23 protein-coding genes are annotated in these 24,962 nt (G+C 51.4%); 13 read left to right on the top strand and 10 right to left on the bottom strand.

Annotation, left to right across the window (positions count from 1 at the left end):
* The first annotated feature begins 36 nt into the window (after positions 1-36).
* The 7 genes from HV213_RS04030 to HV213_RS04000 all read left to right on the top strand — a co-directional run bounded on the left by HV213_RS04030 (position 37) and on the right by HV213_RS04000 (position 7,583).
* Positions 37-786 (top strand): FCD domain-containing protein, encoded by a 750-nt coding sequence (locus HV213_RS04030; RefSeq protein ID WP_181484851.1) that lies wholly within the window; start codon positions 37-39, stop codon positions 784-786.
* Positions 787-1,182: 396 nt separating this feature from the next.
* On the top strand, positions 1,183-2,652 hold the full coding sequence (locus HV213_RS04025; RefSeq protein WP_181484850.1) for a mannitol dehydrogenase family protein: 1,470 nt from the start codon (positions 1,183-1,185) through the stop codon (positions 2,650-2,652).
* Positions 2,652-3,668, top strand: a complete 1,017-nt coding sequence (locus HV213_RS04020) for a zinc-binding alcohol dehydrogenase family protein (protein WP_181484849.1) — start codon at positions 2,652-2,654, stop codon at positions 3,666-3,668. Before HV213_RS04025 ends, HV213_RS04020 begins: the two co-directional genes overlap by 1 nt.
* A gap of 10 nt (positions 3,669-3,678) precedes the next feature.
* Positions 3,679-4,689: an Ldh family oxidoreductase gene (locus HV213_RS04015; protein WP_181484848.1), complete on the top strand. Its 1,011-nt coding sequence runs from the start codon at positions 3,679-3,681 to the stop codon at positions 4,687-4,689.
* 69 nt (positions 4,690-4,758) lie between these two features.
* Entirely contained in the window at positions 4,759-5,742 is a 984-nt protein-coding gene (locus tag HV213_RS04010; protein WP_181484847.1) for a TRAP transporter substrate-binding protein, read from the top strand.
* Positions 5,743-5,782: 40 nt separating this feature from the next.
* Complete coding sequence (locus tag HV213_RS04005; protein ID WP_181484846.1) at positions 5,783-6,265, top strand: TRAP transporter small permease; 483 nt, start codon at positions 5,783-5,785, stop codon at positions 6,263-6,265.
* 10 nt (positions 6,266-6,275) lie between these two features.
* Positions 6,276-7,583, top strand: coding sequence for a TRAP transporter large permease (locus tag HV213_RS04000; protein WP_181484845.1), 1,308 nt, complete (start codon positions 6,276-6,278; stop codon positions 7,581-7,583).
* 50 nt (positions 7,584-7,633) lie between these two features.
* Here HV213_RS04000 and ftsP read toward each other — a convergent pair whose 3' ends face one another.
* The 5 genes from ftsP to HV213_RS03975 form a co-directional block, all read right to left on the bottom strand.
* Complete coding sequence (gene ftsP, locus HV213_RS03995) at positions 7,634-9,046, bottom strand: cell division protein FtsP (RefSeq protein WP_181484844.1); 1,413 nt, start codon at positions 9,044-9,046, stop codon at positions 7,634-7,636.
* A gap of 84 nt (positions 9,047-9,130) precedes the next feature.
* Positions 9,131-9,868 carry a 1-acylglycerol-3-phosphate O-acyltransferase gene (plsC, locus tag HV213_RS03990; RefSeq protein WP_112213717.1) on the bottom strand — a complete coding sequence of 246 codons (738 nt, stop codon included), beginning with the start codon at positions 9,866-9,868 and terminating at the stop codon, positions 9,131-9,133.
* A gap of 319 nt (positions 9,869-10,187) precedes the next feature.
* On the bottom strand, positions 10,188-12,446 hold the full coding sequence (gene parC, locus HV213_RS03985) for a DNA topoisomerase IV subunit A (RefSeq protein ID WP_181484843.1): 2,259 nt from the start codon (positions 12,444-12,446) through the stop codon (positions 10,188-10,190).
* 132 nt (positions 12,447-12,578) lie between these two features.
* Positions 12,579-14,186 (bottom strand): ABC transporter substrate-binding protein, encoded by a 1,608-nt coding sequence (locus tag HV213_RS03980; RefSeq protein WP_181484842.1) that lies wholly within the window; start codon positions 14,184-14,186, stop codon positions 12,579-12,581.
* A gap of 169 nt (positions 14,187-14,355) precedes the next feature.
* Positions 14,356-14,763 carry a YgiW/YdeI family stress tolerance OB fold protein gene (locus HV213_RS03975; RefSeq protein WP_110273108.1) on the bottom strand — a complete coding sequence of 136 codons (408 nt, stop codon included), beginning with the start codon at positions 14,761-14,763 and terminating at the stop codon, positions 14,356-14,358.
* A gap of 151 nt (positions 14,764-14,914) precedes the next feature.
* Here HV213_RS03975 and qseB point away from each other — a divergent pair, with 151 nt between their 5' ends.
* The 4 genes from qseB (at position 14,915) to HV213_RS03955 (ending at position 18,022) form a co-directional block, all read left to right on the top strand.
* Positions 14,915-15,574 carry a quorum sensing response regulator transcription factor QseB gene (qseB, locus tag HV213_RS03970; protein ID WP_112213714.1) on the top strand — a complete coding sequence of 220 codons (660 nt, stop codon included), beginning with the start codon at positions 14,915-14,917 and terminating at the stop codon, positions 15,572-15,574.
* Positions 15,571-16,920, top strand: coding sequence for a quorum sensing histidine kinase QseC (gene qseC, locus HV213_RS03965; protein ID WP_181484841.1), 1,350 nt, complete (start codon positions 15,571-15,573; stop codon positions 16,918-16,920). The genes qseB and qseC overlap by 4 nt, the downstream gene beginning before the upstream one ends.
* Before the next feature lie 106 nt (positions 16,921-17,026).
* Positions 17,027-17,608, top strand: coding sequence for an NAD(P)H-dependent oxidoreductase (locus tag HV213_RS03960; RefSeq protein ID WP_181484840.1), 582 nt, complete (start codon positions 17,027-17,029; stop codon positions 17,606-17,608).
* 99 nt (positions 17,609-17,707) lie between these two features.
* On the top strand, positions 17,708-18,022 hold the full coding sequence (locus HV213_RS03955) for a putative quinol monooxygenase (protein WP_110273036.1): 315 nt from the start codon (positions 17,708-17,710) through the stop codon (positions 18,020-18,022).
* 44 nt (positions 18,023-18,066) lie between these two features.
* Here HV213_RS03955 and parE read toward each other — a convergent pair whose 3' ends face one another.
* From parE to nudF, 5 genes are read right to left on the bottom strand one after another with little or no spacing between them, the layout of a single operon-like run.
* Complete coding sequence (gene parE / locus HV213_RS03950) at positions 18,067-19,962, bottom strand: DNA topoisomerase IV subunit B (protein WP_181484839.1); 1,896 nt, start codon at positions 19,960-19,962, stop codon at positions 18,067-18,069.
* 30 nt (positions 19,963-19,992) lie between these two features.
* Entirely contained in the window at positions 19,993-20,568 is a 576-nt protein-coding gene (gene yqiA / locus HV213_RS03945) for an esterase YqiA (protein WP_110273034.1), read from the bottom strand.
* The gene (gene cpdA, locus HV213_RS03940) at positions 20,568-21,395 is read right to left on the bottom strand and encodes a 3',5'-cyclic-AMP phosphodiesterase (protein WP_181484838.1); all 828 of its coding nucleotides are present in this window, start codon (positions 21,393-21,395) and stop codon (positions 20,568-20,570) included. Before cpdA ends, yqiA begins: the two co-directional genes overlap by 1 nt.
* 24 nt (positions 21,396-21,419) lie before the next feature.
* Positions 21,420-21,842: a DUF1249 family protein gene (locus HV213_RS03935; protein ID WP_110273032.1), complete on the bottom strand. Its 423-nt coding sequence runs from the start codon at positions 21,840-21,842 to the stop codon at positions 21,420-21,422.
* Positions 21,839-22,471, bottom strand: coding sequence for an ADP-ribose diphosphatase (nudF, locus tag HV213_RS03930; RefSeq protein WP_112213709.1), 633 nt, complete (start codon positions 22,469-22,471; stop codon positions 21,839-21,841). Before nudF ends, HV213_RS03935 begins: the two co-directional genes overlap by 4 nt.
* Positions 22,472-22,666: 195 nt before the next feature.
* On the opposite strand from nudF, the gene tolC reads away from it, so the two are divergent.
* Positions 22,667-24,121 (top strand): outer membrane channel protein TolC, encoded by a 1,455-nt coding sequence (gene tolC / locus HV213_RS03925; RefSeq protein WP_181484837.1) that lies wholly within the window; start codon positions 22,667-22,669, stop codon positions 24,119-24,121.
* Positions 24,122-24,291: 170 nt separating this feature from the next.
* Complete coding sequence (locus HV213_RS03920; protein WP_110273029.1) at positions 24,292-24,960, top strand: DUF1190 family protein; 669 nt, start codon at positions 24,292-24,294, stop codon at positions 24,958-24,960.
* Positions 24,961-24,962: the final 2 nt, after the last annotated feature.

The following is a 24,962-nucleotide window of genomic DNA, read 5'->3' as shown; positions in this document are numbered from 1 at the left end:
GGATATCCACCGGGAGCACTACATATAAGGCTTAGTATGGAACAAGTTATTACAAAACGCCGCTACTACGATATTGGTCTACAGATTGAAGAGTTGCTCTATTCCGGCGTATTTAAATCCGGCGAACGCTTGCCGTCTGAACGTGAACTCAGCGAACGATTTAACACCAGCCGGACCACCATCCGCGATGCGATCATCATGTTAGAGCTGAAAGGCGTGCTGGAGGTTAAGCAAGGTTCCGGGATCTTTTTTGTTGATAATGCGAACAAGTTAAATCAGAACACATTGATGCCCTATTCTGAAATCGGCCCTTTTGAACTCTTGCAGGCGCGCCAGGTGATAGAGAGCAACATTACCGGTTTTGCCGCCACGCAAATTCGCTTCAATGAGCTACTTGAACTTAAGAAAATCATTGTGTTACAAGAGAAAGCCATCGCCGGTGAAAGCGATACGTTTGAGGATTTGGATCATCAGTTCCACAGCATTATTGCTGAATCTACGCAGAACAGAGTGTTAATTAAACAAGCGGCGGAGCTGTGGCGGGCGGTGAGAACCGAAAACCCACGCTGGAAAAAACTTAACTATAAATACCTGCATGAAAAGCATCTGCGTATGCAGTGGCTGGAGGATCATCGAGCCATTTTCCTCGCCCTTCAACAGAAGGATGCGGAGCTTGCCAGACAAGCATCCTGGAGCCATCTGGAAAACAGTAAAAATGAATTAATAAAAATCTTTAAGCAAGATTCTTCTATTAGCGATTTTGATGATTTCTTCTTTGCAACATAGCGCCATGTTCGCTCCATAGTTCGCTCCATACCTGCAGGGCATCATCATTGCACCGATCTTTCCCCGTTGCTCTGCACCTCCCTCTTATCCCGTTCGTTATTAGCACTCGTCTCTTTTCTGCTGGTTCTGCCACTGCCAAATTGGTCTAGTGATTAATTGTAATTGGTATAGTGTTCTGTTACCTCCATCATAAATTTCACATCTTGTGCATTTTTACAAAAATCACCCATCACAGTAAATATATAAAAATCATATTGTTACAATCATTTACAGAGAAGTTATTTTCCTTGTTCTCTGTCCATCCCTGCTAATGTGATTTTGATCTCTTTTTTTGGTCTAGTGATTACCATAAATTGGTATACGCAATTTAACTGTAACCACAAGAGTGATACCACGATGTCAGGAAAGGAAAACATAACAACAGCTCGCTACGATGCCGCCACCAGTTACCCGCGCACCGCTCTGCAAGCCGATATCGTCCATATTGGTTTCGGCGCATTTCATCGGGGTCACCAGGCCGTTTATAGCGATCTCACCAACCAGGTTTCGGAGAAACCGTGGGGAATATTTGAAATAAATCTTTTTGGTACCAAGGACTTGGTCAATGCATTAAACAATCAGGATGGCCTGTTCAGCGTGCTGGAAACCTCCTCATCTGCGAATACTTCGCGCCTGGTCCGTTCCGTCATTGGTGGGCTCCATACCCCGGATAGCGGAATTGAAGCTGCATTAGAAAAACTCCTTGAGCCGCAGGTTAAAATCGTCTCGCTGACGATTACGGAAAAAGGCTACTGCATCGATCCGCAAACCCGGACATTAGATTTCGCCAATCCGTTGATCATCAAAGATCTTGATAATCCACAGCGACCGGCATCGGCGATTGCGCTGATCGTCTGTGCCCTACAGCGGCGTAAAGATCTCGGCTTATCCCCTTTCAGCGTGCTCTCTTGTGACAACATCCCTGATAACGGCCATCTCACCCGCAATGCGGTTATTGGCTTCGCCACGCGCCTTGATAGCGAGCTAGGGGAATGGATTGAAGAAAATGTGACGTTTCCAGGAACCATGGTCGATCGCATAGTGCCGGCAATGACCGAACCGCAGTTTATGATGCTGCAGGAAAAAATAGGTTATGCCGACCCGTGCGGGATCGTCTGCGAAGATTTCCGCCAGTGGGTTATTGAAGATAATTTTGTTAGCGGCCGTCCTGACTGGGATAAAGCAGGCGCAATGTTTGTCGCAGACGTCCGGCCTTATGAGGAAATGAAGCTCCGGATGTTAAATGGTAGCCACTCATTTCTGGCCTACAACGGCAGCCTGGCGGGTTACGAATTTATCTATCAATGCATGGAGGATCCGCAATTTCGTGCCGCCACCCGTTTTCTGATGATTAATGAGCAGGCGCAAACATTAGATCCGCAGCTAAACATTCCTCTTGAGAACTATGCTGATTTACTCCTTGAACGGTTTAGCAACCGCAATGTGAAGCATCGTACTGCGCAAATAGCGATGGATGGTTCACAAAAGCTCCCTCAGCGGGCCCTTACGCCGTGGATAATTTTACATCAGCAGAATAAGAATCCGCGCGCGCTTTCAATATTAGTCGCTGGCTGGCTGCATTATGTAATAAAAAACATTGGCGACAAGCAGAATATTAGCGACCCATTATTACCGCTGTTTATAGAAGCCATATCCGGCCAGCACCCTGCATGGCAGCAGGCGCTCTCATTGTTGAAAATCGAATCTATATTTGGCGAGTTGAATAACGATCCGGATTTTGTCGAAGAAATAAAGAATGCATTTACGCGTATTGATTCATTAGGTATCGAAGAAACTATTGCACATTTATTATCTGGGAAAATTTAATGAAAACCTTAATTTGCCATAATCCTGGCAGCATCGAATATATTGAACGACCAGTACCAGTACCAGAAAACTACGAAGCGTTATTAAAGGTTAAAGCCGTCGGGATATGCGGCACCGATATTCATGCCTTCGCCGGACGCCAGCCTTTTTTCTCTTATCCCAGGGTGCTTGGGCATGAGATCTGCGGTGAAGCTATTTCGACAGGAAAAGAGTGCTCCGGCATAAAGAGTGGTCAGCGCTATTCCGTTATTCCCTGTGTCCCTTGCAACCAATGCGCAGCGTGTAGAGAAGGAAAAACTAACTGCTGCGAGCACGTATCGCTCTATGGTGTACACCAGGATGGTGGCTTCAGCGAATACCTGGCCGTTCATGAGCAAAACCTGGTTGAACTTCCCGAACAATTAAGTGATAGCGCGGGCGCACTGGTGGAGTGTTTTGCTATTGGGGCCCATGCCGTCCGCCGCGCGGAGATACAGTCCGCACAAAATATCCTGGTCATCGGCGCTGGCCCTATTGGTTTAGCCACCTCAGCGATTGCTAAAGCCAAGGGCGCGAAAGTCGTCGTTGCCGATGTTGATGCCAAGCGTCGACAACTGGTCAGCCAAAATATTGGCGTCAAATCATTGGACCCGACGACAGGGGATTTTATTAGTGAACTACGTCACCTGTTTAACGGCGAACTTGCCTGTACGGTACTTGACGCCACGGGCAACAAAGCCTCGATGAGCAACGATATTAATCTCATTCGCCACGGTGGCAAAGTCGTATTTATTGGATTATATATCGGCGAGCTTATTATGGATGACCCCACTTTCCATAAAAAAGAAACCACGCTAATCAGCAGCCGTAACGCCACGCGCGAAGATTTTGAATGCGTCATTCAATTAATGAGTGCCGGATTAATCAATGAAGACATGATGAAAAATACCGAGTTTGATTTTTTCACTATTGGCAATGACTACCAGAAAAACGTAGTCGAAAACAAAGAAATGGTTAAAGGCGTTATCAAATTTTAATGGGGTTAACATGTCTACAGTATATGTAAAAGAAGAGAATTTAAAATCTCTGGTACACACAAAACTATTTTCTGCTGGACTGGATGAACAAACCGCACAGCAGGTAACGAACGTATTAGTGCATGCTGATTTAACCGGCGTACACTCTCATGGCGTCATGCGCGTTGAACATTACTGCACCCGGTTAAAAGCAGGTGGTTTAAATAAAAAAGCGCAGTTTAGTATTGAGCAAGTTTCACCCTCGGTCGCTATTCTGGATTCCGATGATGGCATGGGGCATTCCGCTCTTATCAGCGCGGCCGATCATGCTATTCAGCTTGCCCGGGGCCATGGTCTGGGTTTTGTCGGCGTCAAAAATACCTCGCATTGTGGTGCATTATCCTACTTTGCCGAGAGAGTCGCTCGCCAGGGAATGATTGCATTAGTCATGACCCAAACGGATACCTGCGTCGCACCTCATGGCGGCGCGGAACGCTTTATCGGCACAAACCCTATCGCATTCGGGTTTCCGGTCGAGAATAGTTATCCGATGATCGTCGATATGGCAACCAGCGCAACGGCTTTCGGCAAAATTTTGCATGCCAAAGAAACCGGCAAGCCGATTGCTGAAGGCCTGGCTATTGATAAAGACGGCAACGTCACAACCGACCCACACAAAATTGAAAATTTACTCCCCTTTGGCGGACATAAAGGTTCAGGAATTGCACTGGCGATAGATGCATTGACCGGGATATTAATGGGTGCAAGCTTTGGTAACCATATTGTACGGATGTACGGTGATTATGAAAAAATGCGCAAACTCGCCAGTTTGATCATCGTTATTGACCCGGAAAAATTAGGTAATAATGAGTTTGCTAAAAACATGGCGCAGATGGTTACTGAACTACGCGCGGTCAAACCGGTCCCTGGTGTTGAAAAAGTTTTAGCCCCTAACGATCCGCAGATGATGTATAAAGAAAAATGTCAGCAAAACGGGATCCCGGTTGCGCCCGGCATTTATCAATATTTGTCTGAAAATTAAAAAGAGAAAATATCGGCAGAAAGCGATGGTGCCTATCGCTTTTATTAAACATATTAATAAGGATATCATATGAAAACCTCTGACTTGTTAAAAACATCCGTAATGCTACTCGTCGGCTGTATATTAATCTCGAACTCTGCATTGGCCAAAACCACGCTAAAACTCAGCCACAATCAGGATAAAAGCCATGCCGTGCACAAGGCCATGAGCTATTTAGCAGAAAAAACAAAAGAGTATTCTAACGGTGATTTAATTATTCGTATTTACCCGAATGCAACGCTCGGTAATGAGCGAGAGTCTCTTGAACTGATGAATTCTGGCGCCCTGCAAATGGTGAAAGTCAATGCAGCATCACTGGAATCTTTTGCTTCTGAGTATAGTCTATTTAGTCTTCCTTTCTTATTCAAAGATCGCGATCATTACTATCGGGTGCTGCAAAGCGATCTGGGAAAAAGAATTTTAAAATCTTCTGAAAATAAAGGTTTTATCGGCCTGACCTATTATGATGGCGGTGCCCGAAGCCTTTACGCCAACAAGCCTATCACCAAACCAGCAGACCTGGCTGGCATGAAAATCCGCGTTCAATCCAGCCCAAGCGCGATTGCAATGGTTAAGGCATTGGGCGGTGTAGCAACGCCTATGGCGCAAGGCGAATTATATACCGCGCTCCAACAAGGCGTGGTTGATGGTGGCGAAAATAGTACCGTCGTATATGCGGATATGCGCCACGCTGAAGTCGCGAAAGTTTATTCACGCGATGAGCATACCATGGTTCCTGATGTTTTAGTCGTGAGCACCCAGGTACTCAGTAGCCTGAGTGATGAAAATCGTGAAGCCTTATACAAAGCAGCGGATGAGTCGATGCTGCAAATGAAAGATGTCATCTGGCCAGCAGCAGAAAAAGAAGCTTACGAGAAAATAAAAGCGATGAACGCCACGGTGGTCGATGTCGATAAGTCAGAGTTTAAACAGCGCGTTAAACCACTCTTCGATGAGTTCCGTGCTAAAGATGCACAATCAGCCAAAGATCTGGATCAGGTAGAAAATATGTAAATCTATGGGCAGGTTATTCCTGCCCTTTACAGGATGTTATATGCAAACGCTAACTAATTCCCTTAATAGAATACTTGCTGGGTGCTGCTGTACTATTTTAGCCATCATGGTGACCTGCGTCTCATGGCAAGTCGTCGCGCGCTTTATATTTAACTCGCCCAGTACAGTGATCGATGAGTTCACACAAATCCTCTTTATGTGGATAATATTACTTGGAGGTGTGTATACCGCTGGTATTAAAAAGCATTTATCAATTGATTTATTAGCTCAAAAAGTATCACCAGCAACTGCGCGACGACTTGATAGCTTCATCCAGGTAGTTATCGCGATTTTTGCCATTACGTTTATGATTTACGGTGGAAATATTGTCGTAGAAAAAGCAGCGCACGTTAATCAAATCTCACCCGTATTAAAATGGCCTATGGATAAGGTCTATTGGGTCATGCCGATCAGCGGCGTAATCCTGCTCTTTTATACCATTTCAAATATCTTAGAAAACTATCATAACCAGCATTCTCATTGATGAGGGAAGTATGGACTTCGAATATATTTACCCTATAATTGTTTTATTTGGCAGCTTTATCGTAATGCTGGCTATTGGAGTACCAATTACATTTGCCATTGGCCTTTCCTCATTATTTTCAATCATTATTTCCTTACCTCCTGATGCCGCAATTTCTGTCATTTCACAGAAAATGACGGTAGGTCTTGATGGCTTTACGTTATTGGCAATTCCATTCTTTGTATTAGCTGGGAATATTATGAATACCGGGGGAATAGCCAGACGGCTGGTTAACCTGGCACAGGCTCTTGTTGGTCGTCTTCCCGGCTCGCTGGCTCACTGTAATATCCTGGCTAATACATTATTCGGTGCTATATCTGGTTCGGCAGTCGCCTCAGCCGCGGCGGTAGGGGGTATCATGTCGCCTCTACAGGAAAAAGAAGGCTATGACCCGGCTTTCTCTGCAGCAGTTAATGTCGCCTCAGCCCCAATAGGCCTGATGATCCCACCTAGTAACGTACTCATTGTTTACTCTCTGGCGAGCGGCGGTACCTCGGTTGCCGCTTTGTTTCTGGCAGGTTATATTCCCGGCATTCTTACCGCACTGGCATTGATGGCGGTAGCCGCACTACACGCGCGTCGCCATCATTATCCTGTTGCCCAAAGAATTAACCGCCACCAGTTCCTGGCCGTGTTCCGCGATTCAATACCCAGCTTACTTCTCATCTTCATTATTATTGGCGGTATCATTTGTGGTGTATTTACGCCAACTGAAGCTTCAGCAGTAGCGGTTATCTATAGTTTGGCATTAGCGATAATATATAAAGAAATTAATTTCAAAAAAATTCACAGCATCCTTCTGGATTCTGTCGTTACCAGTTCCATTGTATTGTTGCTGGTTGGTTGTTCGATGGGAATGTCGTGGGCGATGACCAATGCTGACATTCCTGAGTTCATTAATGAAATGATTACCAGCATGTCTGAAAACAAGTGGGTAATATTATTTATCATTAATATTATTTTGCTTTTCGTTGGCACATTTATGGATATAACGCCTGCCATACTGATATTTACGCCGATATTTTTACCGATAGCTCAACACCTGGGGATAGATCCTATTCACTTTGGCATCATCATGGTATTCAACTTGACGATTGGGCTTTGCACACCGCCAGTAGGGACGATTCTATTTGTGGGTTGCAGTATTGGGAAAGTGAGCATTGATCGGGTGATAAAGCCTTTATTACCCATGTTTCTGGCACTATTTGTTGTTATGGCGATTATCTGTTACTTCCCGCAGGTGAGCTTGATGCTACCAACGCTATTTGCGCCATCCTGATAATGCTGTCGGGCCTGAGCATATCAGGCCCGTTTTATGATTTGATGATTTTACGGTGCTGGATTCACCAGCATTTGGCCAATTGAACCACGGTCGGCAAGCTCCAGCGTCTGGCTTAAGTACTGGAACGGGAAATGCGGCCAGGAAGGCTGAGCGTAGTACACCAGCAGTTCCACTTGCCCATCGACCCAGACGGTATCTTTCCAGCCACGGTCTTCCGGGAACGGCGCTGAGCCGTTGACGTTACGCACCTGGAACATCACCCCTTCAATATGGAAGGATTGCGGCCGGTCGGCACGCACCGTCCAGCGCTCCCAGGTTCCTTGCTGAGCAGTAATATCGATACGCTGTGGATCCCACAGCTGGCCGTTAATGCCCGGATCGTCGCCCAGGCTAATGTCTCGGCTGCGAATCGGCGCACCGGTCAGGATTTCCGTCGGTAGCAGACGCACCGGCAGGCTATCAGTCACTAACGGTAGCAGGCCTGTCGGGCGCAGGGTCAGGATAAGTGTCGAAATCAGGATACTCGACGGCTCGAAGAAGCCGCGAATACGATCGACAATGCTTGCCGCCTCCCCGCAGGTAATCGACACTTCATCGCCGTTGGTCATATCAACCAGAATTTCTCGCCGCTCGCCGGGAGCCAGCGACAGCTGCTTGAGCGAAACCGGCGCGGGGAGCAGCCCCTGATCGCCAGAGATAACGTGCAGCAAACGGCCGTCGCTCATCTGTAGCTGATAACGGCGAGAGTTGGAAGCATTCAGCAAGCGCAGACGTACCCAGCCGCGCGATACCTCAACAAACGGACCTTGCACGCCGTTTACCAACAGCGTATCGCCGACAAAGCCGCCGCTGCCGGGTTCACTGTATTCCGGCGTACCAAAGTTATCCAGACGCTTGTCCTGGATAATCACCGGGAAATCATCAACGCCATAGTGATTAGGGATCGGCAGGTTCTTACTGACGTCATCTTCCACCAGCCACATCCCGGCAAGGCCGTTGTAGACCTGTTTCGCCATATGATTTGGGGTGTTGGCTTGATACCACAACGTCGCCGCGCTTTGACGAATTGGCAGCACCGGAGCCCAGTCAGCGTTGGCTGACATCATGCGCGCCGCGCCACCAATTAGCGGCCCAGGAACCTGCAGGCCACGGATCGTCATCGCGACGTTTTCCGTTAACCGGTTGCTGTAAATCAGCTTCACATCGTCGCCATTCCAGACGCGAATGGTCGGCCCCATATAGCGACCGTTGATGCCCCATACCGATGCACGGGTGCCGGATGTGAACGACCAGTGCGCACGCTGGAGAGTCAAAAACAGCGGCTGACCGCGCCGGGACTCCAGCAGCGGAGGGATCGGCAACGCAGGCTGCTGGCCAGCGGCCTGTGCCTTCAGTGGCGCGGCGCCTGCGCACAGCGCAACGCCTGAAGCCTTAATAAACTGACGCCGACTGAGTGACATATTAACTCCGTGAGATACTGACTAATCAATAAGGGAATTCGTTTCCCGCCAGCAATACGCCTGCGATTCGCGGCGTTTCCTGTGTTATTTCTTTCCTGCTGCTTCGCGCTCAGCAACTTCTTTGTCCAGCTCAGCAATTTTGGCGGCCATCAGCTCGCGACAGTGCGTCGCCAGCGCGCGAACGCCATCTTTCCCGTACTGGCTGGTATCAACCGGCGGCAGCATTTCTACAATCACCAGACCATTGTTCAGGCGATTGAGGTTAATCTTATTCGATGTATTGGACACGCACACTGGAATAATCGGCACGCCAGCGGCAATCGCCGCATGAAAGGCACCGGTTTTAAAAGGCAACAGGCCACGCCCACGGCTGCGGGTCCCTTCCGGGAACATCCAGAAAGAGACGTTACGTTCTTTAAACGCGTTCACGACTTCCGCGATGGTGCCGTGCGCTTTCGCCCGGTTGTTACGGTCAATCAGCAGATTCCCCGTCAACCAGTAGAGCTGGCCGAAAAACGGGATCCACGCCAGGCTCTTTTTACCCACTGTTACCGTCGGCGGCTGCACGATTTTCGATGCCGTCACCATATCATAATTGTTCTGGTGGTTAGCGATATAGATGGCCTTGCCGTAGCTTTCCGCATCCGCAGGCTTACGCAGTTCTACCTTCAGGCCGAACACCGGCGACAGTTTGCCAAACAGATGGCCGAAGGTCGCAACATGTTTAGGATTACGCGGGCTGAAAAGACAGTAAATACAGCCGAATATGGAGACCAGAAGACAATAGATGACAACGATAATTAGTCGAAAAATAAATAGCATAGCTACCTCTAAAACCCAAACCGCTTAGAATTATACACATCATCCTTCAAACTGCCTCTTTGTTGGCTACGCTCAGAAACCCCAGTCACATAGCTATCTATGCTCCAGGGATTTCCTCACTTGCCGCCGCGATGCATCCTGAATGATTTTGTGTATGACTCGCTGTTTCGCAGATTGCAGGCACCGGAAATCATGGCAAAGCGCATTGAGCATCTTGAATGATTTTGTGGATATTGTTAATCGCAATGCCTGAATAAACAACGATTTTGCGGCAAATATTCGCCTTCCTCACTTAACCGCGAGGAAGGCTCACTTTACTCTACTCTTCACTGTCGCCTGTTGAAGGGCGACGCGGCGAATCAATCTCCACCCGGTCAATTTTCTGCAGTCCGCGCATCAGAGAACCGCGACGACCACGCTCGCCGGTAACTTTCTGCAGTTCTTCCGGACGCAGTTTAATTTTCCGCTTACCGACATGAATAGTCAGCGTACTTTGCGGCGGCAGAACAAACAGATGCGCCAGGCTATCCTGACCGGAAGCCGCTTCTGCCGACGGAATATTGATAATCTTGTTACCTTTACCTTTCGACAACTGCGGCAAATCGCTGACCGGGAACATCAGCATACGCCCGGCTGCAGTGATGGCCAGCAGCATATCGGATTCATCCTCAATAACCAGCGGCGGCATCACGTGCGCGTTATCCGGAAGGCTAATCAACGTCTTACCGGCGCGGTTGCGAGCGACCAGGTCGTTAAAGGTACAAATGAAACCGTAGCCTGCATCGGAAGCCATCAACAGCTTCTGCTCGTCGGACTCCATCAGCATATGTTCAACCGTCGCGCCCGGCGGCAGCGTCAGCTTGCCGGTGAGCGGCTCGCCCTGACCACGAGCGGACGGCAAGGTGATCGGGTCAACCGCATAGCTACGCCCGGTGGTATCAATAAACACCACAGGTTGATTACTTTTGCCTTTCACGGCCGATTTAAAGCTATCACCGGCTTTATAGTTCAACCCCGGCGCGTCGATATCATGACCTTTGGCGCTACGCACCCAACCGCTTTGCGACAACACGATAGTCACTGGCTCTGACGGCAGCATGTCGTGCTCGCTCATCGCCTTCGCTTCTTCACGCTCGCGCAGCGGCGAACGACGCTCGTCGCCAAAGGCGTCGGCATCGGCCTGCAGCTCTTTCTTCAGCAGATTATTCATCTTACGTTCAGAGGCCAGAATAGACTGCAGATGGTCGCGCTCTTTTTCCAGCTCGTTCTGCTCACCGCGAATCTTCATCTCTTCCAGCTTGGCGAGATGGCGCAGTTTTAACTCCAGAATCGCTTCCGCCTGGGTTTCGCTGATACCAAAGCGCGACATCAGGGCCGGTTTCGGTTCATCTTCATGGCGGATAATTTCGATAACTTCATCGATATTCAGGAACGCTACCAGCAAACCTTCAAGGATATGCAGGCGCTTGAGGACTTTCTCCAGACGGTAGCTCAGACGACGACGTACGGTATCGCGACGGAAGGTCAGCCATTCAGAGAGGATTTCCAGCAGGTTTTTCACCGCCGGGCGGTTATCCAGACCTATCATATTCAGGTTGATACGATAGCTCTTTTCCAGATCGGTCGTCGCGAACAGGTGGTTCATCACCTGCTCCATATCTACGCGGTTGGAGCGCGGGACGATCACCAGACGGGTCGGGTTTTCGTGATCCGATTCGTCGCGCAGGTCATCGACCATCGGCAGCTTCTTATTGCGCATCTGGGCGGCGATTTGCTCCAGCACTTTTGCGCCTGAGACCTGGTGCGGCAGGGCGCTAATCACCACCGCGCCGTCTTCTTTGGTCCACACCGCACGCATGCGCACGGAGCCACGGCCGTTCTGGTAGATTTTGCGGATCTCGGCACGCGGAGTAATGATTTCCGCTTCCGTCGGGTAATCCGGCCCCTGCACGATATCCAGCAGCTCATCCAGCGAGGTCTGTGGTTTTTCAATCAGGGTGATCGCCGCCCTGGCCACTTCGCGCAGGTTATGCGGCGGAATATCCGTCGCCATCCCGACGGCAATGCCGGTGGTGCCATTCAGTAGAATGTTTGGCAGACGCGCAGGCAGCATTTTCGGCTCCTGCATGGTGCCGTCAAAGTTTGGAACCCAGTCAACGGTGCCCTGCCCCAGTTCGCTCAGCAGCAGCTCAGCATACTTCGACAAACGGGATTCGGTATAACGCATCGCGGCGAAGGATTTCGGATCGTCCGGCGCGCCCCAGTTCCCTTGACCGTCTACCAGCGGGTAGCGGTAAGAGAACGGCTGAGCCATCAGCACCATCGCTTCATAGCATGCGCTATCGCCGTGCGGATGATATTTACCCAACACGTCGCCGACGGTACGGGCGGACTTTTTGAACTTCGCGCTAGCGTTCAGCCCCAGTTCAGACATCGCATAGACGATGCGACGCTGGACCGGCTTCAGGCCATCGCCAATAAACGGCAGCGCCCTGTCCATGATGACGTACATGGAATAGTTCAGGTAGGCGTTTTCCGTAAATTCATGTAGCGCAAGGCGCTCTGCCATATCGCTCATTAATCGTAATTCCTCAACTAAAAGCCAACCATCTAAGGGGCAATATTGCCGCAGATAGTACCTTATCTGGCGCGTCGAGTCACAAGAGTTCGATAGTTTACCGCCGCCGAAAAACACCTGACGGCGGTAAAATCAGTACGCTTTGATGTACAGCTCTTTGCTGTAAACGTAATCCTGCGGATTATGTAATGGGAAACCACCAACATACGGTTTTAGCAGTTTAATCATCGGCTGATAGTAGATAGGGATCAACGGTGCCTGCTGGTTGATGATCATTTCCGCTTGCTGATAAAGCGCATTGCGTTTTTGTGCATCAGCAGTCTTCGACGCCTGCTCCAGTAGCGCGTCATACTGCGCATTTTGCCAGCGTCCGACGTTGTCCTCGCTGGTGCTGGTTAAGGTATTGAGAAACGTCGATGCTTCATTCCAGGTCGCATCCCACGACTGGCGCGACAGCATAAAGTCTCCTGCGCGGCGGGCATCGAGGTAGGTTTTCCACTCCATCGAACGCAGCTTCACGTCCGCGCCCAGCCACTTTTTCCATTCAGAAGAGAGCGCAATGGCGGTTTTTTCGTGTAAATCGTATTTGTTATAAAACAGCTCAAAACGCAGCGGGTGCGCAGCGTCATAACCCGCTTGCTTGAGCAGCGCCTGGGCCGTTGCGGCTCGTTCGTTCATCGGCTGCTGCAGCTCTGCCAGAACCGGCGCATTAAACCCATCGACCTGTGGTGGCGTTAAGGTGGTTGCTGGCGTGCGTAATCCCAGGACTTTTTGCGCAATTAGCGCACGATCGACCGTCAGATAGAGCGCTCGACGCACGCGTACATCGTCAAACGGCGCTTTGCGAGTATTGAAGTTGTAGTACTCGCTATTGAGCCGTGGAATGATTTGCAGCTCGCCGGGCCGCTCCTTCTGAATGGCCGGGATCTGCTGGGCTGGAACCCAGGTTAAATCGACTTCTCCAGCGCGATAACGGTTGTAGCCGGTGACGGCGTTATCCAGCGCCAGATATTCTACCTGCTGCAATACGGTATGCTGCGCATCCCAATAATGCGGATTTTTACGGGCCACAATTTTTTCATTTACTACCCATTTATCCAGCACAAACGCGCCGTTATAAACCATGTGCTCTGGCTTACTCCAGGCATCACCATATTTTTTAATCACGTGTTGCGGAACGGGAAATAGCGTCGGCCAGGCCAGCATCGTCGTAAACCAGGGCACCGGCTGCGTGAGGGTCACCTCCAGCGTGGTGTCGTCAATCGCCCGAACACCTAACGCACTGACATCGGCTTTACCTGCCATGATTTGCGCCGCATTTTCAATATGCGCTTGCGCTAAATATCCGGCGAAAGGGCTGGCGGTTTGCGGTGCCACGGCGCGCTGCCACCCGGCGACAAAATCGCCAGCGGTCAACGGCTGCCCATCTGACCATTTGAGATCTTTGCGTAGGTGAAACACATAGCGTTTACCGTCATCAGACACTTGCCAGCTTTGCGCCTGGCCAGGCTGGACGCGGCCATCGCTATCCATCCACACCAGCCCCTCGAACAGATCGATCACAATCTGCGCTGCTGTATTCTCTTCAACTTTTTGCGGGTCAAGCGTGCCGGGATCGCTATGATTGTTGTAACGAAAAACCTGCTTTGCGGCGAGAGATGTATTGGCGGGAACGTCTGCGGCGTACAGAGGAGAAACGCCTACCAGGCTGACCAGCCATAATAATGCATGAGATTTCATGGTACTCCTTACCAGACCAATAATTAGCGCAAACACAATACGCTTACCCCTGCGATGCTCATACACATCGAATGCGATAATGCTCACTGTGGCACAAATTATTCTGCCCTTATCTCATGCCTGATTATGGCCCTGAGCCATCTGATACGATTGGCTCAGGGAACGGGCTTTACGGCGTGACTTTACGAATCTGCTTCACGTCGATTTCTACCGAGTTCCAGTCTTTATCGACTTCGCCCTGAATCTCTACCGTATCCTGCGGAGTCACGGTCACGCCATTCCAGCGCTTATGGTCGATATCCACGTTGACGGTGCCGGAGCTGTCCTGAAATTTATACAGGTCGTCGGAAATACGCTCGACGATTTTACCGCGCAGGGTCACCCAGGTGTCATCACGCAGAGATTTGGCATTAGCCACCGTCGTTACGCTACCGTTCGGGCCGATAAACCCGCCGTTTTGCGTGGTCGTCTGGCTGGTTTGCGTGGAGCCTGGGCCGGAAAAACCTCCCTGTTCAGCAGCCAGGACTGGCATAGAAACTAAGGCGATAATAGCGGTCATTGCGGCGAACTTTTTCATCATGTTTTCTCCCTTTGTGTTTATACCGTCACTATTACACAAGGCAAAACTTAACAACTTCTTAAGCGGAAAAAAGAAATTTTATTGCTGTACAGCGCGCGTGACAACGCGCTTTACTGCTTTCATCTCAGTGGGCCACAGGAGCAGGCTAATGCGCATTTTAGTGGTGGAAGACGACAAACTGATTGGCGACGGTATTAAAGTCGGGCTGACAAAAATGGGCTTCAGCATTGACTGGTTTACCCGCGGTGAAGAGGGGAAAGCCGCGCTGTACAACGCCCCTTATGACGCCATTATTCTGGACCTGACGCTTCCCGGCATCGACGGCCTGGATATCCTGCGCGAATGGCGCGACAAAGGCCGCCATGAACCGGTACTGATCCTCACCGCCCGCGACGCACTCAGCCAGCGGGTCGAAGGCTTACGGCTCGGTGCCGATGACTATCTTTGCAAACCTTTTGCGTTAATTGAAGTCGCTGCGCGTCTCGAAGCGCTGATACGCCGTGCCCACGGCCAAAGCAGCAGCGAACTGCGACACGGCAATGTCGTCCTCGACCCAACCCGACTCACCACCACGCTGAATGGCGAAAATCTACCTCTCAAGCCGAAAGAGTTCGCTTTACTGGAACTGTTAATGCGTAACGCCGGGCGCGTGCTACCACGCAAACTTATCGAGGAAAAACTCTATAACTGGGATGACGACGTCTCCAGCAATGCGATAGAAGTGCACGTTCATCATCTACGCCGCAAGCTCGGCAGCGAATTTATCCGCACCGTCCACGGTATCGGCTATACCCTGGGTGATGTATGAAACGACTGGGCCGATTGAGTTTGCGCGTCCGTCTGACGCTCCTTTTTCTACTGCTGACCAGCGCCGCATGGGGAATTGCCAGTTTTATCGCCTGGCAACAAACCACCGATAAGCTGGATAAGCTGTTCGATACCCAGCAGCTACTGTTCGCTCGTCGTCTTAGCGCGATGAATTTCGACGAGCTGCATACCCTCACTCCACAGGTGCGGGCGAAAAAGAAGGTTAAGCATGGGCATCTCGACGACGATGCGCTGGCTTTCGCTATCTTTACCACCGACGGCAAGATGGTGCTCAACGATGGCGAAAACGGTCAGGATATCCCCTGGGGCATGAATCGTGAGGGATTCAGCGACGGCTATTTACGTAACGATGATGATGAGTGGCGCTTCCTGTGGCTCACCACCCGCGATGGTCGCCATCGTATCGTCGTTGGTCAGGAGTGGGATTATCGCCGTGAGATGGCGCTGGATATCGTTACCTCTCAGCTCATTCCCTGGCTGGTTGCGCTACCGCTGATGTTCCTGCTGCTGATTGTGCTGCTGAGCCGGGAGCTGGCGCCGTTGAAAAAGCTGGCCAACACGCTGCGCGCCCGCGCGCCGGACTCCGCCGAAACGCTCAATACCGATCATGTTCCCAGTGAAGTTCGCCCGCTGGTCGACGCGCTGAATCAGCTCTTTATCCGCACGCATGACACCATGACTCGTGAGCGACGCTTCACCTCTGATGCCGCCCACGAACTGCGCAGCCCGCTGGCGGCGCTGAAGGTCCAGACCGAAGTCGCCCAGCTCTCCATGGACGATGCTCAGGGCATGGATAAAGCGCTGACGCAGCTTCATCAGGGTATTGACCGCGCAACCCGGCTGGTCGATCAGCTCCTGACCTTATCACGCCTGGATTCGCTGGCGCAGCTTGATGATGTCCAGACGATCGCTATTGATGAACTGCTTCAATCGGCGGTTATGGAGATGTACCACAGCGCGCAGCAGGCCGGTATTGAACTGCGTCTGCATCTGAACGCCACCAACATCATGCGAACCGGCCAGCCGCTGTTACTGAGCCTGCTGGTGCGTAATCTTCTGGATAACGCCGTGCGCTATAGCCCCGCTGGCAGCCAGGTCGATATCACGCTGAATGCACGTGAATTTTGCGTGCGCGACAACGGCCCGGGCATCAGCGCCGAAGCGCTGGCGCGTATTGGCGAGCGCTTTTATCGCCCTCCCGGTCAGGACCAACCCGGTAGCGGTCTGGGGTTGTCCATTGTGCAGCGCATCGCCGCGCTACACAGCATGACGGCCAGTTTTGCTAACGCCCGAGGCGGCGGCTTCGAGGCACGCGTTAGCTGGTAGCGGTATTATTGCTAAAAAAGCAAAAGACTTTGCACATTTTGCTCATTTTACCGCTTCACCCTGCGGGGTAAAATCAGCGACAAAATTGCAATCTTGAGGATAAAAAATGAGCAACATTCTGATTATCAACGGCGCGAAAAAATTCGCCCACTCTAACGGCCAACTGAATGACACCCTGACCGAGGTCGCGGATGGTTTTCTGCGCGACGCCGGGCATGATGTTAAGGTCGTCCGCGCCGAGAGCGAATACGATATTAAAGAAGAAGTGCAGAATTTTCTCTGGGCCGATGTGGTTATCTGGCAGATGCCTGGCTGGTGGATGGGCGCGCCGTGGACGGTGAAAAAGTACATCGACGACGTGTTTACCGAAGGCCATGGCGCCCTGTACGCCAGCGATGGTCGTACCCGTTCCGACGCCAGCAAGAAATACGGTTCCGGTGGTCTGATTCAGGGCAAAAAGTACATGTTATCCCTGACCTGGAACGCGCCAATGGACGCTTTCACCGATGAAGATCAGTTCTTCCACGGCGTCGGCGTCGACGGCGTTTATCTGCCGTTCCACAAAGCCAACCAGTTCCTTGGGATGAACGCCCTGCCGACCTTCATCGCCAACGATGTGATCAAAATGCCTGATGTTCCGCGTTATACCGCAGAATATCGCAAGCATCTGGCAGAAATTTTTGGTTAACTAGACGCTTACGTTCTAAGTCATTCGGCTTGCTGAGCAGTCAAAAAATCGGCGACCCGAAGTATGATGAGAATACACACAGAAGGAGTTGAGTTAACCATGTTGACAGTAATCGCTGAAATTCGCACTCGTCCGGGCCAACACCATCGTCAGGCGGTACTGGATCAGTTTGCGAAGATTACCCCGGTTGTTCTGCAGGAAGAAGGCTGCCACGGCTATGCGCCGCTGGTGGATCATGCCGCAGGCGTCAGTTTTCAAACCACATCACCGGATTCCATCGTGATGGTTGAGCAGTGGGAAAGCGTCGCACATCTTGAAGCGCACCTGCAAACTCCGCACATGAAAGCTTACGGTGAAGCCGTTAAAGGCGACGTTCTGGAAATGAATATTCGTATTCTGGAATCGGGCATTTAAGCCATCAAAAAATCGGCCGGTTATACCGGCCATTTTACTATTTATTACCCATCCAACTCGGCCAGATCGCCTTTTTCTTGTAGCCAGTTACGCCGATCTTCGGAACGCTTCTTGGCCAACAGCATATCCATCATAGCGGTAGTCTGCAGCTCGTCCTCATCGCTGACAATCAACTGCACCAGGCGACGGGTGTTGGGATCCAGCGTGGTCTCGCGCAGCTGTAACGGGTTCATCTCGCCCAGCCCTTTAAAGCGCTGTACGTTCGGTTTACCCTTTTTGCGTTTGAGCTGCTCCAGCACGCCCGCTTTCTCTTCTTCCGTTAGCGCGTAGTAAACCTCTTTACCCAGGTCGATACGGTATAGAGGCGGCAGCGCCACGTAGACGTGACCGTGTTTCACCAGCGTGCGGAAGTGTCTGACAAACAGCGCACAAAGCAGCGTCGCGATATGTAAACCATCGGAGTCCGCATCCGCCAGAATACAAATCTTGCCGTAGCGCAGTTGGCTTAAGTCGTCGCTGTCCGGATCGATACCGATGGCGACCGAAATATCATGCACTTCCTGAGATGCCAGAACTTCATCAGAAGAGACTTCCCAGGTATTCAGGATTTTACCTTTCAGCGGCATGATCGCCTGATACTCGCGATCGCGCGCCTGCTTGGCGGAACCGCCTGCGGAGTCACCTTCCACAAGGAACAGTTCAGTTCGATTCAGATCCTGCGCGGTGCAGTCCGCCAGCTTGCCGGGTAGCGCCGGGCCACTGGTCAGCTTTTTACGTACGACTTTTTTCGCCGCACGCAGACGACGCTGGGCACTGGAGATAGCCATCTCCGCCAGCAGCTCCGCCGACTGTACGTTCTGGTTTAGCCACAGGCTGAAAGCATCTTTAACCACACCAGAAACAAACGCCGCGCACTGACGCGAAGAAAGGCGCTCTTTGGTCTGCCCGGCAAACTGCGGATCTTGCATCTTCACGGAGAGGACGTAAGCGCAGCGCTCCCAGATATCTTCCGCCGACAGCTTCACGCCGCGCGGCAGAATATTACGGTATTCGCAAAACTCACGCATCGCGTCCAACAACCCCTGACGCAGGCCGTTAACGTGGGTACCGCCCTGCATGGTCGGGATCAGGTTGACGTAGCTTTCGGTTAGCAGCTCACCGCCTTCCGGCAGCCACAACAGCGCCCAGTCTACCGCTTCAGTATCGCCAGAAAAATTGCCGACGAACGGTTTTTCCGGCAGCAACGGCAGGCCGTTCACGGCTTCACAAAGATAGTCAGTCAGGCCATCGGCATAGCACCAACGCTGCTCGCTATCATTGACCTTGTCACGAAAGACAATTTCGACCCCAGGGCACAGAACCGCTTTGGCTTTTAACAAATGCGATAGACGCGAGACGGAAAAACGCGGGCTATCAAAAAAGCTTTCGTCCGGCCAGAAGTGCACGCTGGTCCCGGTGTTGCGTTTGCCGACGGTGCCGGAAACGTGTAAGTCTTCCACTTTATCGCCGTTTTCAAAGGCGATGCTGTAGATTTGGCCGTCACGGCGCACGTTAACCTCAACGCGTTTCGACAAGGCGTTGACGACCGAAATACCGACCCCGTGTAAACCTCCGGAGAACTGGTAATTCTTATTAGAAAATTTACCGCCCGCGTGCAGACGGCAAAGAATCAGCTCAACAGCCGGAACCCCTTCTTCAGGGTGGATATCCACCGGCATTCCGCGTCCGTCATCGATAACCTCCAGCGATTGGTCGGCATGAAGAATGACCTCCACGCGTTTCGCGTGACCAGCCAGTGCTTCATCCACACTGTTATCAATAACTTCCTGACCCATATGGTTAGGGCGTGTCGTGTCGGTGTACATCCCAGGGCGGCGGCGAACCGGCTCTAGCCCGGTGAGTACCTCAATGGCATCAGCGTTATAAGAAGATTGCGTCATGGTGTGTATTCGTAGGTCGCTCTGAACCGCTTAACGCAGGCCCAGAAAATCGATAATCTGAGTGAAATGATCTTCAAAGCCAACAAATGCGTGATTACCGCCCTCCTCTACCGTTTGACGGCAGGAGGCGAAATAATCAACGGCCTGGCGGTAATCAAGCACTTCATCACCCGTTTGCTGTAGTAACCAGATTAAATCCGGTGCTTCCAGCGGGTCGATTTGCATGACTTTAAGATCGTAAATATGGCGAGACTCTAGCACATATTGCTGCCCTGTGTACGGATTCTCATTGGGGCCGAGGAAATTGTTCAGTAGCTCAAACGGTCGTATCGCAGGGTTCACCACCACCGCTGGCAGCATAAAACACTGCGATAGCCAGGTTGCGTAATATCCACCCAAAGATGATCCGACAACGCCCAGCGGCTCTCCCCCGTGTTCCAGCACCAGAGCTTCCAGATGCTCCGCAGCCTGTGCGGGGTAAACGGGCAGTTCCGGTATCACCATGGAGATATCAGGATAAGTCTGCATCAGCCAATTCTTCAACGCCGTCGCTTTTGCCGACCGCGGTGAACTATTAAAACCGTGCAGATAGAGAAGCGTAGACATCAGTATCCTTCTGAAGCGATATCCGGGTGAAATTTAACGCCCTCAAGGCGACAAACTTCAGTGGTCAACGTGCCGTCAGGATGTAATTCCAGCCAGCGCCAGCCTGGAGAGACGATATCCAGCATGAAGTTAGCGCTATGCGGCTTAAACTGCACACAGGTCGATGGCGTTGCCATCATTCGCCTCCCGTTCCAGTCAAGATCCAGCTCCTGGTGAATATGACCGCACAGCAGATGCTTAACGCGAGGAAAAGCGGCCAGCGCGCAATCAAGCGCCCCGGCGTTACGTAGACTATGTTGATCCAGCCAGCCACAGCCCGACGGCACTGGATGGTGGTGTAACAGTAGCAAAGTGTACCGCTCAGGCACCTCGGCTAACTTGTGCTCAAGCCACTCCAGTTGAAAATCACTCAGCTCGCCATGCGGGACACCGAAAACCTGGCTGTCCATCAGCAATATTTGCCAATGGTCGCCCAGTAATACGCGTTTAGCCGGGGAGATTCCGGATTCCTGTAGCGTGCTATACATCGCTGGCTGGAAGTCATGATTACCCGGCAGCCAAACGCAGGGTGCAGCAAAACTCGCGATGCCTTCAGCAAAATGCTGATAAGCCGCGGAAGAGTGATCTTGCGCCAGATCGCCCGTTGCAACAATCAGGTCGCATTCACGCTGTGAGGCGTGGATGGCATCCAGCACGGCCTGGTAGCTTTCCCAGGTATTGATGCCTAACAGCGTTTCGTGTTTTTCAGCAAACAGGTGAGTATCAGTAATTTGTAAGATCCTGACTCTGGCCTCACCAGCCAAAGGTAGGTTTAACAGGCTTTCCAAATGGTGTCCTTAGGTTTCACGACGCTAACAAACCGGAATCGCCATCGCTCCATGTGCTAAACAGTAACGCAGCCAGTCGGCCAGAAACTGATTAATTTGATGCTTTTCGTCGCGTTGATGCAACTTTTTATTAGGATAATCATACCGCGCTTTGAAGCGAAAGATCTGCTGACTTGAACACACTTCAGCGACCATTGCGTCGTGATAGAGTCGTACCGTCATTGACGGCAGGCTCCAGTAGCTCACCGACGGCGCCGTCTGCTCAATCGCCACTAATGTAGTGTAGCGGGTCGACTCGACGATCGTTAATCGGTATTGCGCATTGCCCACCTGATAACTCGCCATCTCACCCACCGCATCCGTTCGAGGCAGCAAGCGGCGCAACTGAGCAAAATTGGTTTCACACAGTCGCATCATTTCAGGGAAGTCAGGTGTATAACGCTTCATTTTGTCCACTCATTTCGTAAATTGTGATAATGCAATTGCAGCCATTGCAGCGCGATGACAGAGGCCGCGTTGTCGATCTTCCCCTCTTCCACCCACTGGTAAGCCTGCTCCCGACTCACCACATGTACCCGAATATCTTCATTTTCGTCGGCCAGTCCATGAATTCCTTTTGCCGTCGTCGCATCCACTTCGCCGACCAGGATGGATAGCCTTTCGCTGGTACCGCCGGGGCTCGCCAGATAGCTCAGGACCGGTTTTACTCGCCCAACATCAAGTCCCGCCTCTTCAACCGCTTCACGGCGGGCGACATCTTCAGCAGACTCTCCTTCTTCTATCATACCGGCGACCATCTCGAGCAACCACGGGCTCTCGCTAGTATCATACGCGGCAATGCGGATCTGCTCGACAAGCACGACTTCATCACGCACCGGGTCAAAGGGTAGCAAGACTGCGGCGTGCCCGCGCTCAAAAATTTCGCGGGTCACTTCACCACTCATGCCACCATTAAACAAGCGATGGCGAAAACGGTATAAATCGAGCGAAAAAAAACCGCGATAAAGCGTTTCGCGTGCAATAATTTCTACATCGTTTTTAGAGAAGGTAATCCCCTGCTGATTGACGTCACGCATTTCGATATCCTGTAGAATATGAAGTTATGAATTTATAGGGCATGTGGCTACCGTTTTATGGCCCGTATGTTAGATTGGTGCAAATTACCGCCCCATGGCACATAACGCCAACTTTTTACGGTAACAGACTCTATACAATCAGCGATTATTTTTAGAATTTGAGTAGCGCTAAATGCTTCACAACAAGGAATGCAAATGAAGAAACTCTTTCCCATCCTTATCGGCCTGGGCCTGACTGGCTTCAGTGCCATGAGCCAGGCAGAAAACCTGATGCAGGTTTATCAGCAGGCGCGTATCAGTAACCCTGATCTGCGTAAATCAGCAGCCGATCGTGATGCCGCATTCGAAAAGATCAACGAAGCGCGTAGCCCATTACTACCACAGCTCGGTCTGGGTGCGGATTACACCTATACTAATGGCTTTCGTGATTCTAAAGACCAGAATTCCAACGTCACCAGCGGCGCGTTGCAGTTAACGCAGGTTCTGTTCGATATGTCGAAATGGCGTTCTCTGACGCTGCAGGAAAAAACCGCCGGTATTCAGGACGTCACTTATCAGACGGATCAACAAACGCTGATCCTGAACACCGCAACGGCCTATTTTAAAGTTCTGGCTGCTATCGATACGCTCTCCTATACCGAAGCGCAGAAACAGGCCATTTACCGCCAGTTAGATCAGACCACCCAACGTTTTAACGTGGGCCTGGTTGCCATCACCGACGTGCAAAACGCCCGTTCACAGTACGACTCCGTATTGGCGAATGAAGTCACCGCGCGTAACGACCTCGATAACGCAGTGGAAGAACTGCGCCAGGTCACCGGTAACTACTATCCGGAACTGGCCTCGCTGAACGTCGACGGTTTTAAAACCAACAAGCCGTCTGCGGTCAACGCGCTACTGAAGGAAGCGGAAAACCGCAACCTGTCGCTGCTGCAGGCTCGTCTGAGCCAGGACCTGGCGCGCGAGCAGATTCGTCAAGCGCAGGATGGTCATCTGCCGACCCTGAATTTGAACGCCTCCAGCGGGGTATCAAATAACCGCTACAGCGGTTCGAATAGCGTAAACCGTGACAACGATGCTGGGCAGAACAAAATCGGCCTGAGCTTCTCACTGCCGCTTTACCAGGGTGGAATGGTTAACTCCCAGGTTAAACAAGCACAATACAACTTCGTTGGTGCCAGCGAACAGTTGGAAAGCGCCCACCGTAGCGTCGTGCAGACCGTTCGTTCCTCGTTTAACAACGTGAATGCATCGATCAGTAGCATCAACGCTTACAAACAGGCCGTGGTTTCCGCTCAGAGCTCATTGGATGCGATGGAAGCCGGTTATTCGGTTGGTACCCGTACCATCGTTGATGTGTTGGATGCGACCACTACGCTGTACAACGCCAAACAACAGCTCTCCAGCGCGCGTTATAACTATCTGATTAACGAACTGAACATCAAATCTGCACTCGGTACGCTGAACGAGCAGGACCTGGTTGCGCTCAACAATACATTGGGCAAAGCTATTCCAACCTCACCAGATAGCGTCGCGCCGGAAAACCCGCAGCAGGATGCCAGCGCTGACGGCTATAGCAATACCGCCGCAGCAAAACCCGCATCAGCACGCACCACCAGTACCAGCGGCAGCAATCCGTTCCGCCAGTAATCAGTCTTGCGTAGTACGCGCTTCGCTTATCCAGCCGGGTAAGCGAAGCGTTAAACGTAAGGCAACGTAAAGATCTCCTGCTTTCCGCCCCTCTTCGCTTCATTTTCCACCACTCATCCTCTATCCTGAGCGTTAACAAAACGCATACCACTGGGTCCAGGAAGACAAACATGAAACGGACAAAAAATATTAATCACGCCTCCTTCCGCAAAAGCTGGAGCGCACGCCATTTAACGCCGGTCGCCCTTGCCGTTACGGCCGTATTTATGCTCGCCGGTTGTGAACAAAGCGATGAGACGGTTTCTCTGTATCAGAACGCCGACGACTGCTCTGCCGCAAACCCGAGCAAAGCAGCAGAGTGCACCACCGCTTACACGAATGCGGTCAAGGAAGCTGAACGTACCGCACCGAAATATGCAACTCGTGAAGATTGCGTAGCCGAATTTGGCGAAGGCCAATGCCAGCAGACGCCAGCTCAGGCGGGCATGGCTCCGGAAAACCAGGCGCAGGCGCAAAGCAGCGGCAGCTTCTGGATGCCGCTGATGGCAGGTTACATGATGGGCCGAATGATGGGCGGCGGAATGGGCGCACAGCAGCCTCTGTTTAGCTCGAAAAACCCGGCCAGCCCAGCCTACGGTAAATACACCGATGCAGGCGGTAAGAGCTACGGCGCGGCGCAGCCGGGCCGTACCATGAACGTACCCAAAACTGCGATGGCACCGAAACCGGCCACCACCAACACAGTGACGCGCGGCGGCTTCGGCGACTCAGTCGCTAAGCAATCAACAATGCAGCGCAGCTCAGCAAGCTCTTCTTCTTCGCGCTCAATGGGCGGCTAAGC

Origin of the sequence: Klebsiella sp. RHBSTW-00484 (assembly GCF_013705725.1) — a bacterium.
Taxonomy (GTDB): Bacteria; Pseudomonadota; Gammaproteobacteria; order Enterobacterales; family Enterobacteriaceae; genus Klebsiella.
Note: the sequence above shows the minus strand (reverse complement) of the source record. Positions and strands in the feature narration are given on the sequence as shown.

Excerpts from the sequence above, each read along its gene's own strand:
- HV213_RS04005 (WP_181484846.1), top strand. The coding sequence starts at position 5,783 with ATGCAAACGCTAACTAATTCCCTTAATAGAATACTTGCTGGGTGCTGC.
- HV213_RS03955 (WP_110273036.1), top strand. The coding sequence starts at position 17,708 with ATGTTGACAGTAATCGCTGAAATTCGCACTCGTCCGGGCCAACACCAT.
- parE (WP_181484839.1), bottom strand. The coding sequence starts at position 19,962 with ATGACGCAATCTTCTTATAACGCTGATGCCATTGAGGTACTCACCGGG.
- HV213_RS04025 (WP_181484850.1), top strand. The coding sequence starts at position 1,183 with ATGTCAGGAAAGGAAAACATAACAACAGCTCGCTACGATGCCGCCACC.
- tolC (WP_181484837.1), top strand. The coding sequence starts at position 22,667 with ATGAAGAAACTCTTTCCCATCCTTATCGGCCTGGGCCTGACTGGCTTC.
- HV213_RS04020 (WP_181484849.1), top strand. The coding sequence starts at position 2,652 with ATGAAAACCTTAATTTGCCATAATCCTGGCAGCATCGAATATATTGAA.
- HV213_RS04010 (WP_181484847.1), top strand. The coding sequence starts at position 4,759 with ATGAAAACCTCTGACTTGTTAAAAACATCCGTAATGCTACTCGTCGGC.
- parC (WP_181484843.1), bottom strand. The coding sequence starts at position 12,446 with ATGAGCGATATGGCAGAGCGCCTTGCGCTACATGAATTTACGGAAAAC.
- HV213_RS04000 (WP_181484845.1), top strand. The coding sequence starts at position 6,276 with ATGGACTTCGAATATATTTACCCTATAATTGTTTTATTTGGCAGCTTT.
- HV213_RS04015 (WP_181484848.1), top strand. The coding sequence starts at position 3,679 with ATGTCTACAGTATATGTAAAAGAAGAGAATTTAAAATCTCTGGTACAC.
- HV213_RS03960 (WP_181484840.1), top strand. The coding sequence starts at position 17,027 with ATGAGCAACATTCTGATTATCAACGGCGCGAAAAAATTCGCCCACTCT.
- HV213_RS03920 (WP_110273029.1), top strand. The coding sequence starts at position 24,292 with ATGAAACGGACAAAAAATATTAATCACGCCTCCTTCCGCAAAAGCTGG.
- HV213_RS03975 (WP_110273108.1), bottom strand. The coding sequence starts at position 14,763 with ATGAAAAAGTTCGCCGCAATGACCGCTATTATCGCCTTAGTTTCTATG.
- HV213_RS03935 (WP_110273032.1), bottom strand. The coding sequence starts at position 21,842 with ATGAAGCGTTATACACCTGACTTCCCTGAAATGATGCGACTGTGTGAA.
- yqiA (WP_110273034.1), bottom strand. The coding sequence starts at position 20,568 with ATGTCTACGCTTCTCTATCTGCACGGTTTTAATAGTTCACCGCGGTCG.
- qseB (WP_112213714.1), top strand. The coding sequence starts at position 14,915 with ATGCGCATTTTAGTGGTGGAAGACGACAAACTGATTGGCGACGGTATT.
- plsC (WP_112213717.1), bottom strand. The coding sequence starts at position 9,868 with ATGCTATTTATTTTTCGACTAATTATCGTTGTCATCTATTGTCTTCTG.
- HV213_RS04030 (WP_181484851.1), top strand. The coding sequence starts at position 37 with ATGGAACAAGTTATTACAAAACGCCGCTACTACGATATTGGTCTACAG.
- HV213_RS03980 (WP_181484842.1), bottom strand. The coding sequence starts at position 14,186 with ATGAAATCTCATGCATTATTATGGCTGGTCAGCCTGGTAGGCGTTTCT.
- nudF (WP_112213709.1), bottom strand. The coding sequence starts at position 22,471 with ATGCGTGACGTCAATCAGCAGGGGATTACCTTCTCTAAAAACGATGTA.
- qseC (WP_181484841.1), top strand. The coding sequence starts at position 15,571 with ATGAAACGACTGGGCCGATTGAGTTTGCGCGTCCGTCTGACGCTCCTT.
- ftsP (WP_181484844.1), bottom strand. The coding sequence starts at position 9,046 with ATGTCACTCAGTCGGCGTCAGTTTATTAAGGCTTCAGGCGTTGCGCTG.